The organism is Polynucleobacter sp. 39-46-10 (genome assembly GCF_002282275.1).
The window spans coordinates 1-10316 of sequence record NZ_NCJB01000077.1 but is presented as its reverse complement, the minus strand read 5'-3'; the positions used below and the strand labels follow the sequence as shown (position 1 = coordinate 10316).

Below are 10316 nucleotides of genomic sequence, written 5' to 3'. Positions count from 1 at the left end.
TCCAGCTAGTGCTGGCAAGGCTTTTAAGGTCAAGTTGGAGATGACTGATGGCATATCCATTCACCAGAAGTTTGAGCGAATATTTACCGCTCGTAATCTGCTGTGAATTTACTATGATTGTTGCCTGGGTCCTATCTCTACTGACACTACTCTCTATGCTAGTCATTCAGTTGGAGCGCTTAGCTGCACTTGAGGTCATGAGCGTCAATACTTATGCAGAATCTCAAAAAGAATTTATTGCGGCAGAAAGGTCCTTAATGGAGTGTGAGCAACATCTCTCTAACATTGCTAGCTTACCAACTCAGGCATGTCATACACAGTCTGCCGGAAAAAATTATTGGTTGATCTCAAGCAAGTCAAAGCCTAGATTAGAGGTCCTCATATTCCTTGATGAAAAAACCAATATTGCTACACGAGTAAATTGGCGACAGAAATTTGAATAAGCAAGATCAAGGTTATAGCTTGTTAGAGTTGATGGCCGTTGTGCTGATCATCGCCATCATTGCGATATCGACCTTACCTCTATTGCATGAGCAAATGGCTGCTCGAGAAATTGACATTATTGCCAGACGTTTTATTGCGCATGCTCAATTTGCAAGAGCTCAAGCATTGATGTTGGGGGTGCCTGTACGCATCACTCCATTGAAAGAGGGGCTTTGGGAAGAGGGTTGGGTGGTTAAAACTGTGTGTGATGATCACCAGCCAAAATCAACTTGTATTGAGCGGTACTGGATTGCTCAAGGCGATCTTGCAAAGGTGTATTTCAAGGGTGGGGGCAAGCAGTTTATTGACCCTCATACATCCAATAGGGGTATTTTGTTTAATGCTGCTGGTGCTGCCAAAACAGCTCAAGGCGGGTTTGTAGCTAACCGCCTGATATTGGGTCATGACCGAGACTCTGGGCTCGAGCGGCATCTCATACTGGGTAGCGGAGGTCGATGGAGAATTTGTGATCCGAGCAAGGACTCTAAAGCCTGCAAGTAGGGCGGGTAAATTTGCCGCTTCTGCCCACAATCGGTTTTAATAGACCCATGTACGCCCTAGTTGACCACCAATTTATGAGCCAGGCATTAGCCGAGGCTCATCATGCCCTTTACTTATCTAACCCCAACCCACGGGTCGGATGCGTCATTGTGAAAGATGGTGAAGTGATTGGGCGTGGACATACCCAAAAAGTGGGTGGACCCCATGCGGAAGTTCAGGCGTTGGCTGATGTAAAGGCTAATGGTTTTGACGCTGCTGGATCAACGATTTATGTCACCCTTGAGCCCTGCAACCATACTGGTAGAACACCGCCTTGTGTCGATGCCTTAATTGCGGCCAAACCAGCCTTAGTGATTGTGGCGATGTCGGATCCGAACCCCTTGGTTGGTGGTAAAGGTCTTGAGCGATTAAAGGCTGCGGGCATTGATGTACGTTGTGGTTTATTGGAATCTGAAGCTCAAGCCTTAAACCGGGGGTTCATCTCTAGGATGACTCGATGTTTGCCTTGGGTTCGTATGAAGATCGCTGCCAGCTTAGACGGCAAGACAGCTTTACCAAATGGCCAAAGCCAATGGATTACCGGTCCTTTAGCGAGGGCGGATGGTCATCATTGGCGTGCTCAAGCCTGCGCCATATTGACTGGTGTAGGTACCGTTAAAGAGGATGACCCAAGTCTCAACGTCAGAGATATCGAGACTAAGCGCCAGCCTTGGAGAATTATTGTGGACTCCAAGCTCGAGACACCACTAAATGCAAAGGCGTTGAGCAACTTAAATGCATCAGGCGTCATCTTGGTTTGCGCTTCGTTAGATTCTCAAGAAAGCCAAGCTAAGGCAAAAGCATTCGAGGCCCTTGGTGTTGAAGTTATTGCCATGGCTAACGCCAATGGCAAGGTAGATTTACCAAAACTCTTTTCGTATTTAGCAAAAGAGCGCCATATGAATGAAATCCATGTCGAGGCTGGATTTAAGTTAAACGGATCTTTACTTAGAGAAGCTTGTGTCGATGAGCTCTTACTCTATTACGCACCCTTCTTTATGGGTGAGGGCATTGGTATGGCAAACATCTCCCCCTTGACGGCTTTGGATCAACGTCAAGATTGGCAAATCATCGATCAAGCTCTGTTTGGCCCCGATCTTCGTTTACGCCTGAGTAAGAAGTAACAGATAAGAAAAATAAGTAATAAAAACAAGCAATAACACTTCAAGAAAATTACAAAACCTATTTAAGATCTCACTATGTTTACTGGAATTATTACTGCAGTTGGTCAAATTAAAAGTGCTCAAGCTAAAGGCGATGGCTTGCACTTGGTGGTTGAGGTACCTTCTGGATATCTCGATGATGTTGCTTTGGGTGACAGCATTGCGATTCAGGGTGCCTGTATGACGGCCACTGAATTGACTAATACTACTTTTGCTTTAGACATTTCGCGCGAGTCTTTGAACAAGACGATTGGTCTGGATAAAGTAGGGCCAGTGAATCTAGAAAAAGCCTTGCGACTCAATGATCGCTTAGGTGGTCATTTGGTGAGTGGGCATGTGGATGGTGTTGGCAAGGTGTCGCACTTTGCAACTGTCGCTGACGATGCTTATGGTTCTTGGCTTCTGCAAATTGAAGCCCCCAAGGCATTAGCGCCATTCTTGGCATATAAGGGATCAATTGTTATTAATGGTGTTTCCTTAACAGTCAATAAAACGCAAGATAGTCAAGCTGCTTGCTTAGTAGATATCAACATCATTCCCCATACGCTCGAGAACACGACCTTGGGCAAGTTAAAGGAAGGTGAGGCAGTGAATCTAGAGGTGGATTTAATTGCGCGTTATGTTGCGCGGATGTTAAGTAAACCTTCAACTTGATAATTGCTCGTTAAATTTTTAATTAACGCCTCATAGGCGCTTGCAGATATTAGATATGCGGTGATTCGACCATTCTTTGTGAGACCAATCGGCTGCAGCTTCACAAGGTCAAAAACACCATCAAAGTCTTGGTTTAACTTGGAAGCCGGGATCTTTTTTACTGCTAATTTTTTGGGCATGGCCAGATTATAAGAGCCGTAATTTCCAGGAAGCCCTTGTTAGTAGGCTGGTTTTAAGCCCCTACTACCAATAGTCCCATTTTGGGACTATACTGTTTCTGTGAGAATAATTGCAAAAAAATATTTGGTTCAATTTTGGAAGTTACATCAAGATGCTGAGCAACCCTTGAAGTCTTGGCACGATGAAGCTGTGAAGGCTGATTGGCAATCACCCCAAGATATTAAGAATCAGTATAGAAATGCAAGTTTTATTGCCCATAACCGAGTTGTTTTCAATATCAGAGGAAATAAATACCGCTTAATTGTTGCAATAGCCTATCGCTTTGGAGCTCTCTACATTAAGTTCATCGGGACTCATGCGGAGTATGACAAGGTTAACGCCAAGACAATTGAAATGGAGGTCATATGAAGGAATTAAAACCGATTCGCAATAATGCGGAATATAAATCCGTTTTAGTAGAGATTTCTCAGTTGATTGATAACGAGCCGGTACCTGGTAGCAAGAAGGGGGATAGATTTGAAGTTCTTCTAATGCTAGTAGAGGTTTATGAAGCAAAGCATTATCCGATTTCTCTCCCTGATCCAATCGAGGCTATTAAATTTAGAATGGAGCAGGCTGGGCTTAAGCCAAAAGATCTTCAACCCATGATTGGTGGATTAAATCGTGTCTATGAAATACTCAACCGTAAAAGACCGCTTACATTAAAAATGATTTGGAATTTACATACTACGTTAGGAATTCCGGCTGAAAGTTTGATTCAGCAGGGCGCATAATTTTTCAATTTTGCGATATTTGGTAGCGCGTTGGATCGCTTAAGTTAGCTTGCTTGAAGCCTACTTGCCGTAGGCGGCAAGATTCACACTCACCACAAGCTTCACCTAAATCATTCGCCTGATAGCAAGAAACGGTTTGCGAGTAGTCGACACCTAAAGTGGTGCCCAACTGAATGATTTCCGCTTTGCTCATGCTGATGATGGGTGCATGAACCCGAAAGCGATTCTCATTATTGATGGCTTCTACACCAGCCTTAGTGGCTAAGTTCGCCATAGTCTCAAATGAGGCAACATATTCAGGGCGGCAGTCTGGATAGCCTGAGTAGTCAACGGCATTGGCACCATAAAAAATATCTAATCCACCTAATGACTCTGCCCAGCCCAAAGCAAGTGATAGCAAAATCGTATTACGAGCAGGAACATAAGTAACGGGGATCTCTAGATCTTTGCCTGGAGTAATCGGAATATCGATGGATGAGTCAGTCAAAGCGGAGCCACCAAAACGTGTGAGATCTAAATTCACTACCTCATGACGCACAACCCCCATCTTTTTGGCGATATGTTTTGCTGCAGCCAACTCAGAAGAATGGCGTTGGCCGTAACTAACTGATAAAACATAGGGCGCGTAACCAAGATCTTTCGCTAACGCCAGAATGGTGCTGGAATCTAATCCACCAGAAAACAAAATCACTGCTGGCGCATTAGGTTTGCGAGGGGCAATTTTTTGAAAAGCAGCGGATAGCTTGGACATGAAAAAGTATTGAAGCGTTAGTGACTGAATTACTTCGTAGCAGTGATGAGTTGCTGCGCGTCTTTTGCTGTTTCAGTATCTGGGTACTTGCTGATGATCTCGCTAAAAGTTTTCTTGGCAGCTGCTTTGTTGCCACTCTCCAATTGCGCATTGCCCAGAGTCAACATGGCTGATGGAACGCGAGGATGTGTTGGGTAGCGCTTAATGAGGCTTTGTAGCTGAGCAATCGCACCGGCGTAATCCTTATTGGCATATTTACTATTACCACTCCAAAAGAGTGCCAGTGGTGCATAAGGGCTATTGGAGTACTTCTTAGCAAAAACAGAGAAGTCGCTATCTGCCTTTTTGAGATTGCCAGATTGGAAGGTCTTCAATGCATCATCGTAGGCCTTTTTCTCGCCCGGTTGGACTGTACCACTCACGCCTTCAATAGTTGCTGAGTGTGGCTCAAAGTTACCTAGTCGGTTATCAAGATCTTGGTAATAGGTTTTTTGACTGGTGCCAATATCTTCACCTTGTTTCTCAAGCTCTTCTACCTTGCCACGTAGCTCGGCATTTTCCGTTTTGAGTTTGTCGATTTGACCTTGTAATTCAAGTTGCGTAGTCGCTAGGGACTTACGTAAGTCTAAGATTGCTTTACGTGCATCGTCATCAGCAAAGAGGGCCCATGCATTGCCAGAAGCACTCAGGCAAAGAGCAGCGGCACTTAAACAAAACGCTCGTGAGAGCGTTTGTTTAAAAGAGTGTGAAAGGCTAAGCATTAGTTTGTAATGTAAACAATGTCAGCACGGCGATTTTCTGCCCAAGCTGATTCGTTATCACCTTCAGCTTTTGGTTTTTCTTTACCAAAGCTCACTGCTTCCATCTGGTCGTCAGAAACACCCATTAAGTTGAGTGACTTACGAACAGCATCTGAACGGCGTTGACCCAAAGCCAAGTTGTACTCTGCTGTACCGCGTTCGTCGGTATTGCCTTGAATGATGATCTTCTGCTTTGGATTAGCTTTTAAGAAGCTAGCATGCGCAGAAAGTTGTTTTTGGTATTTAGTTTGAACGGTGTATTCGTTGAAATCAAAATACACGCTACGCTGGAAAAGTGGGCTGCTTGGATCATTCCAAGGCTGTGAACCAAAGTTACCACTGCCACCACCATTAGCGCCATCAACGTCATCCAATTTGACGCTTGAGCAAGCAGCTAAAAATAATGCGGTTAAACCAACAAGGCTGAGTGTTGCGGCACGGCGTGCGATAGAAATCTTCATGATCTGTCCTTTTTCCTACAAACTGAGTAACTAAATAAGCTAATAGCCAATATTATGCCCTTAAGATTGCTGAATTTGAATGGAAATTGCGTTGGGTAGTAGCCTAAACCAGCTATAGATACTTTCATTTTTACTCAAATGAGTTAAAATATTTCCTCAAATGAGGAATTTAATATGCCCAGCGTAATCCCAAAAAAAGCTGTGACGAGAGCACTTCATAAATCCCAATTGGGGTTTACTCAGTTGGACTTATCTTTTGCCACTATTTATCGGGTTGAACCTATCGAGCGCATCAAGTTAATTCGAGATGGGGTTCCCGCTAAATACATCAATGTTATTTCTGACTCCATGGGAATTACAAAAGAAACCTTATTTAAGTTCTTGAATTTGCCGAGGTCGACCATCGATAAAAAATCCGTCGCAAACCAAATGCTGCCGATTGAGCAGGGTGAGCGTTTGATAGGCATGGCTAAGCTTGTTGGGCAGGTGGAGTCCATGGTTGCGGAGTCAGGAAACCCAGATGGTTTTGACGCTGCCAAGTGGGTAGCAAGTTGGCTTGAAAAGCCCTCTCCGGCATTAGGTGGCGAGAAGCCATCAGCCTATTTAGATACAGTTTCTGGTCAAGAAATGATTTCCGATCTCCTTGCCAAAATTCAAACTGGAGCATACGCATGAGTATTCAGGCGGTTTGGAGAATTGCGCTTGATGCCCCCATGTTTAAGGCAGATGACCTTAGTGGAGAGGGTGCAAAAAAATCCGGTGGAAGATGGAATAAAAAAGGGACCCCCGTTTTATATACCTCGGAGTCCATCGCGCTGGCTTGTCTAGAAACTCTGGTGCATATCAATGCGCAAGGTCTTCCCTTAACTCGCTATCTGGTACGAATTGATATCCCAACAAGAGTATGGAATTTAGCTAAGAAGCTGAATATGAAAACGGCTGGCGTTGGTTGGGATGCATTGCCAGCGGGAACTACCAGCATTGAGAAGGGTCAGAAATGGCTGCAATCGAATGCAAGCGCTTTGTTGTTGGTGCCTTCAGTTGTTATTCCACAAGCAAGCAATGTGTTAATCAATCCCTTGCATCCAGATATAAAACTGATTAAAGCTAAAAAAATTGAAAAATTTTCTTATGACCCACGTTTAGTGGGTCAGTCCTAATACATTTATCAGCTTTAATCCATAAATGGACCCCAGGATGGCTGACGGACATCGGATCCTGGGATGCTCAATACTTGTTTGGAATTGCCATCCACTGACACAGCAGCCAAAACTCGTTTGCCGCCGACTTTGGTGGAATAGAGTACATAACGACCGTTTGCTGCAAAGGATGGGGACTCATCGCTAGTTCCATCAGTGAGCGCTTGGGAATCGCCTGTTGCTAGATTGAGGATATAAAGGCGGAAAGCACCACCAATGTTGGCGATATAAGCTAGATACTTGCCGTCTGGTGAAATGCGCGGCGAGGTCACAAAACCCTGCTTGTAAGTAATGCGCTTGGCGCCTTCAACTTGTTCGCCCTCAGCGCTCATGCGATAAATCTGGGGATTGCCACCGCGATCGCTCGTGAAGTAGATGTAGCGACCGTCGGCAGAATATTGTGGCTCCGTATCAATCGTGCGACCGCGAGTTAGGCGGTGTAGGCCACTGCCGTCCGCATTGATGCCGTAGATCTGAGTGTTGCCGTCCTTAGAAAGGGATACGGCCAGTCTCTTGCCATCAGGAGACCAAGCTGGTGCGCTGTTATTTCCCTTTTGGTTTGATAGGGAAGTGCGACGACCAGTAGCGAGCTCGTGAACATAAATCACTGGTTTGCGATCTTCAAAAGAAACGTAAGCTACTTTTTTACCATCAGGCGACCATGATGGCGAGATGATGGGCTCGCCGCTGTTCATGGCATTACGAATATTTTGACCATCTGCATCGGAGATGACTAAACGATAGCGTTTACCTTCTTTAATGACGTAGGAGAGACGTGTCGAGAAGATGCCACGCTCACCCAATAATTTGAAGATGATGTCATCAGCAATCTTGTGAGCGGCAGCGCGCAAATTGTCCGCGCTGGAATTAATATTCAAGCCGCCAAGACTTTCAGATTTACGAATATCAAAAAGCTTATAGCGAATCTCAAACTGACCCGTACCAGTCTGCACCACGGAGCCCACAGCTAAAGCATCTGCACCGCGAGCTGCCCAAGATTTGTAGTTTGGTGTGCCTTCATCACTTTCGCTGGCATTGCCGTTCTCGGTATTTTTAAAATAACCACTACGCGCTAAGTCTTGGCGAATGATTTCAGTAATGCCAACCGGTAACTTACTCTCATCCTTAAAGCGCATTACAGCGATGGGGTAGAGAGACTGTCCTACGCCAGTAATTTCAATGTTCATTTGCGCTAGAGCTGAAGAGCTCAGGCCAGTCATTGATAAGACCATCATGAATGCTGATGCCACCAATGAAAAACCTTGTTTAAAGGCAATACGCTGAATCAATTTGGCTACTTGCAACATGCTTTAGTCCTTGGGTTTAAAGGTCAGCTTAACTTCTCTTTGAGGAATTTTGCCATTGTCGTCTTTCGGCAGACTTTCTGCGCGAGTCAGTGCGAGGAGAACTGCGCGATCCCAGCCAGTATTGCCGCTGGATGTTACGAGATCCGTACTTAAGATTGCGCCATCGGGTGCCAGATTCACTTTAACAACTGCCGCAGGGTTGCCGCTAATGGATTCTGGGTTAAACACGATGAGTGGTTTTACTTTCTTCACTACTTTATCCGTCCAGCCAGGAGGTGCATTACCGCCACCGCCTACACCGCTACCGCTGGTACCACCGCTGCCACCTTCGGCACCAGCTGCTGCCCGCAAGCGTGCTAGCTGATCTGCGCGCACTTTTTCAGCGGCGGCATTGGCCTTTGTTTCTGGAGGTGTAGCAGCTTTCGGTGTTTCAGGTTTTTTAGGCTTCTCTTTTTCCTTCTCCTTGGGTGGAGTTGGCTTAGTTGGAGTAACTGGCTTCGGCGTCTCTTTCACCACTTCTTTTTTAGGAGGCTCTTTTTCAACCTTCTTTTTCTTAATGGCGATGTCTGCCGCCTCTTCCTTCATTTCGGTTTTGATTTCAGGGACGACAGGCGTTTCGACTTGTTGGCTTGCATCCCATAGCTCAACTTCAACTCCTGAAGGGGTTGAGTTATTCCAGCTAATGCCTATGACTAAGAATGCAAGTAAACCTAAGTGCGCAGCCAGTGAAAAACTGAAAGCACGTTTAGTACTTTCGTTTTTAGTAGGGTGGCCTCGTGAGAAGCTTGAGTGAAAAGTTTGTGCGCTATTCATGTATGCAATACAAAGAGGCTTATTGGCTCTTCACGGCAAGACCGACACGTTTCACACCATTCTCTTTAAGCTTGGACATCACCTCCATTACGACTTCATACTTAATGGATTTGTCTGCAGCAAGAACAACAGGCTGCTCAGCAGATTTTTCTGCTTGTGATCTTGCAAATGCACCAAGTTCAAATTTATTTAAAGTTTGAACCGGATCACCATCTTTGCGCACGATGACATTCTCATTGGCATCAATTGTCAAAAAGACGGGCGGTAATGATTGCACTTTTGCTCCGCCAACTGTTGGCAGATTTACAACGCCAGGATTGACCATCGGCGCAGTCACCATAAAGATGACCAGCAATACCAACATCACATCGATGTAGGGCACCACATTGATGTCGGCCATTGCCCGACGCTTAGAGGATTTTCTGAGTGAGCCAGCCATGCTTATTTGCCTGAAGCTTGACGTTGCAAGATGTTGGTGAATTCTTCAATGAAGGTTTCAAAACGAATCGCCAGGCGATCCACATCCGTTGCTGCGCGGTTATAGGCAACCACCGCAGGAATAGCTGCAAACAAGCCGATAGCAGTAGCGATCAGCGCCTCTGCAATACCTGGAGCTACTGCCGATAAGGTGGCGTTCTGGACGTTAGCTAAGCCGCGAAAGGAGTGCATGATGCCCCAAACGGTGCCAAAGAGGCCGATATAAGGGGAGACTGAACCTACGGAGGCTAAGAAGGGTAGATTGGCTTCTAGCATGTCCATTTCACGCTGGTAGGTTGCTTTCATGGCACGGCGGGCGGCGTCGATTTCACGAACTTTCATGAATTCCTGCATGCCTGCCTCAAAGATATGCTCTAAAACGGCATCGCTACGGGTATTGCGCTGCGCTGCCGCTAAAAGGGTATTCAGGTCGCCACCAGACCAAAAGTCCCGCTCAAAACGCTCGGTATCTTGTCTTACGCCCCGCAAAATGGCAGTTTTCTTAAAAATGATGGTCCAAGAGGCTACAGACATACTGAGTAATAACAACATTACTAACTGGACTAATAGGCTGGCATTAAGGACTAGGGAGAGGAATGAGAGGTCTTGTGTAGTGGTCATGGTGGATTTTGTATGATGTAGGTTGATTTTACTAAGTTAATTCACTCAGCAATACAACTTCATCAGGATTATGACCATGTTTGACCGCCAAAAC

The 10316-nt window shown here is 45.5% G+C and carries 16 protein-coding genes; 8 read left to right on the top strand and 8 right to left on the bottom strand.

Going from position 1 to position 10316, the window contains the following annotated elements:
• The first annotated feature begins 113 nt into the window (after positions 1 to 113).
• The 4 genes from B7X71_RS07945 (at position 114) to B7X71_RS07930 (ending at position 2840) form a co-directional block, all read left to right on the top strand.
• Positions 114 to 443 (top strand): hypothetical protein, encoded by a 330-nt coding sequence (locus B7X71_RS07945; RefSeq protein WP_293597244.1) that lies wholly within the window; start codon positions 114 to 116, stop codon positions 441 to 443.
• Entirely contained in the window at positions 436 to 984 is a 549-nt protein-coding gene (locus B7X71_RS07940; protein WP_293597245.1) for a GspH/FimT family pseudopilin, read from the top strand. Before B7X71_RS07945 ends, B7X71_RS07940 begins: the two co-directional genes overlap by 8 nt.
• A 47-nt stretch (positions 985 to 1031) precedes the next feature.
• Positions 1032 to 2147 (top strand): bifunctional diaminohydroxyphosphoribosylaminopyrimidine deaminase/5-amino-6-(5-phosphoribosylamino)uracil reductase RibD, encoded by a 1116-nt coding sequence (gene ribD, locus B7X71_RS07935; protein ID WP_293597246.1) that lies wholly within the window; start codon positions 1032 to 1034, stop codon positions 2145 to 2147.
• A 75-nt stretch (positions 2148 to 2222) separates the two neighbouring features.
• Positions 2223 to 2840, top strand: coding sequence for a riboflavin synthase (locus tag B7X71_RS07930; protein ID WP_293597247.1), 618 nt, complete (start codon positions 2223 to 2225; stop codon positions 2838 to 2840).
• Here the strand turns inward: B7X71_RS07930 and B7X71_RS07925 are convergent.
• Positions 2804 to 3019, bottom strand: a complete 216-nt coding sequence (locus tag B7X71_RS07925) for a hypothetical protein (protein ID WP_293597248.1) — start codon at positions 3017 to 3019, stop codon at positions 2804 to 2806. The genes B7X71_RS07930 and B7X71_RS07925 overlap by 37 nt on opposite strands.
• A 100-nt stretch (positions 3020 to 3119) precedes the next feature.
• Here B7X71_RS07925 and B7X71_RS07920 point away from each other — a divergent pair, with 100 nt between their 5' ends.
• Together B7X71_RS07920 and B7X71_RS07915 are read left to right on the top strand one after the other, a co-directional pair.
• On the top strand, positions 3120 to 3428 hold the full coding sequence (locus B7X71_RS07920) for a type II toxin-antitoxin system HigB family toxin (RefSeq protein WP_293597249.1): 309 nt from the start codon (positions 3120 to 3122) through the stop codon (positions 3426 to 3428).
• The gene (locus B7X71_RS07915; protein ID WP_293597250.1) at positions 3425 to 3793 is read left to right on the top strand and encodes a transcriptional regulator; all 369 of its coding nucleotides are present in this window, start codon (positions 3425 to 3427) and stop codon (positions 3791 to 3793) included. Before B7X71_RS07920 ends, B7X71_RS07915 begins: the two co-directional genes overlap by 4 nt.
• Before the next feature lie 4 nt (positions 3794 to 3797).
• Here B7X71_RS07915 and queC read toward each other — a convergent pair whose 3' ends face one another.
• From queC to pal, 3 genes are read right to left on the bottom strand one after another with little or no spacing between them, the layout of a single operon-like run.
• Positions 3798 to 4544 carry a 7-cyano-7-deazaguanine synthase QueC gene (gene queC, locus B7X71_RS07910; protein ID WP_293597251.1) on the bottom strand — a complete coding sequence of 249 codons (747 nt, stop codon included), beginning with the start codon at positions 4542 to 4544 and terminating at the stop codon, positions 3798 to 3800.
• A 29-nt stretch (positions 4545 to 4573) separates the two neighbouring features.
• A complete protein-coding gene (gene ybgF / locus B7X71_RS07905) occupies positions 4574 to 5305 on the bottom strand; it encodes a tol-pal system protein YbgF (RefSeq protein ID WP_293597252.1) in 732 nt (243 codons plus the stop codon).
• A complete protein-coding gene (gene pal / locus B7X71_RS07900) occupies positions 5305 to 5805 on the bottom strand; it encodes a peptidoglycan-associated lipoprotein Pal (protein WP_293597253.1) in 501 nt (166 codons plus the stop codon). The genes ybgF and pal overlap by 1 nt, the downstream gene beginning before the upstream one ends.
• A gap of 174 nt (positions 5806 to 5979) precedes the next feature.
• On the opposite strand from pal, the gene B7X71_RS07895 reads away from it, so the two are divergent.
• Together B7X71_RS07895 and B7X71_RS07890 are read left to right on the top strand one after the other, a co-directional pair.
• Complete coding sequence (locus B7X71_RS07895; RefSeq protein ID WP_293597254.1) at positions 5980 to 6480, top strand: antitoxin Xre-like helix-turn-helix domain-containing protein; 501 nt, start codon at positions 5980 to 5982, stop codon at positions 6478 to 6480.
• Complete coding sequence (locus B7X71_RS07890) at positions 6477 to 6965, top strand: RES family NAD+ phosphorylase (RefSeq protein ID WP_293597255.1); 489 nt, start codon at positions 6477 to 6479, stop codon at positions 6963 to 6965. Before B7X71_RS07895 ends, B7X71_RS07890 begins: the two co-directional genes overlap by 4 nt.
• 14 nt (positions 6966 to 6979) lie before the next feature.
• Here B7X71_RS07890 and tolB read toward each other — a convergent pair whose 3' ends face one another.
• The 4 genes from tolB to tolQ all read right to left on the bottom strand — a co-directional run bounded on the left by tolB (position 6980) and on the right by tolQ (position 10222).
• Entirely contained in the window at positions 6980 to 8239 is a 1260-nt protein-coding gene (tolB, locus tag B7X71_RS07885; RefSeq protein WP_293597259.1) for a Tol-Pal system beta propeller repeat protein TolB, read from the bottom strand.
• Positions 8240 to 8314: 75 nt separating this feature from the next.
• On the bottom strand, positions 8315 to 9124 hold the full coding sequence (locus B7X71_RS07880) for an energy transducer TonB (protein ID WP_293597256.1): 810 nt from the start codon (positions 9122 to 9124) through the stop codon (positions 8315 to 8317).
• Between the two features lie 19 nt (positions 9125 to 9143).
• The gene (locus B7X71_RS07875) at positions 9144 to 9563 is read right to left on the bottom strand and encodes an ExbD/TolR family protein (protein WP_015420456.1); all 420 of its coding nucleotides are present in this window, start codon (positions 9561 to 9563) and stop codon (positions 9144 to 9146) included.
• A gap of 2 nt (positions 9564 to 9565) precedes the next feature.
• The gene (gene tolQ, locus B7X71_RS07870; protein ID WP_293597260.1) at positions 9566 to 10222 is read right to left on the bottom strand and encodes a protein TolQ; all 657 of its coding nucleotides are present in this window, start codon (positions 10220 to 10222) and stop codon (positions 9566 to 9568) included.
• Positions 10223 to 10316 lie beyond the last annotated feature (94 nt).

Bases quoted from the DNA above. Each gene is read 5' to 3' on its own strand.
- B7X71_RS07945 (WP_293597244.1), top strand. From the start codon at position 114: ATGATTGTTGCCTGGGTCCTATCTCTACTGACACTACTCTCTATGCTA.
- ribD (WP_293597246.1), top strand. From the start codon at position 1,032: ATGTACGCCCTAGTTGACCACCAATTTATGAGCCAGGCATTAGCCGAG.
- B7X71_RS07930 (WP_293597247.1), top strand. From the start codon at position 2,223: ATGTTTACTGGAATTATTACTGCAGTTGGTCAAATTAAAAGTGCTCAA.
- B7X71_RS07925 (WP_293597248.1), bottom strand. From the start codon at position 3,019: ATGCCCAAAAAATTAGCAGTAAAAAAGATCCCGGCTTCCAAGTTAAAC.
- B7X71_RS07915 (WP_293597250.1), top strand. From the start codon at position 3,425: ATGAAGGAATTAAAACCGATTCGCAATAATGCGGAATATAAATCCGTT.
- queC (WP_293597251.1), bottom strand. From the start codon at position 4,544: ATGTCCAAGCTATCCGCTGCTTTTCAAAAAATTGCCCCTCGCAAACCT.
- ybgF (WP_293597252.1), bottom strand. From the start codon at position 5,305: ATGCTTAGCCTTTCACACTCTTTTAAACAAACGCTCTCACGAGCGTTT.
- pal (WP_293597253.1), bottom strand. From the start codon at position 5,805: ATGAAGATTTCTATCGCACGCCGTGCCGCAACACTCAGCCTTGTTGGT.
- B7X71_RS07895 (WP_293597254.1), top strand. From the start codon at position 5,980: ATGCCCAGCGTAATCCCAAAAAAAGCTGTGACGAGAGCACTTCATAAA.
- B7X71_RS07890 (WP_293597255.1), top strand. From the start codon at position 6,477: ATGAGTATTCAGGCGGTTTGGAGAATTGCGCTTGATGCCCCCATGTTT.
- tolB (WP_293597259.1), bottom strand. From the start codon at position 8,239: ATGATGGTCTTATCAATGACTGGCCTGAGCTCTTCAGCTCTAGCGCAA.
- B7X71_RS07880 (WP_293597256.1), bottom strand. From the start codon at position 9,124: ATGAATAGCGCACAAACTTTTCACTCAAGCTTCTCACGAGGCCACCCT.
- B7X71_RS07875 (WP_015420456.1), bottom strand. From the start codon at position 9,563: ATGGCTGGCTCACTCAGAAAATCCTCTAAGCGTCGGGCAATGGCCGAC.
- tolQ (WP_293597260.1), bottom strand. From the start codon at position 10,222: ATGACCACTACACAAGACCTCTCATTCCTCTCCCTAGTCCTTAATGCC.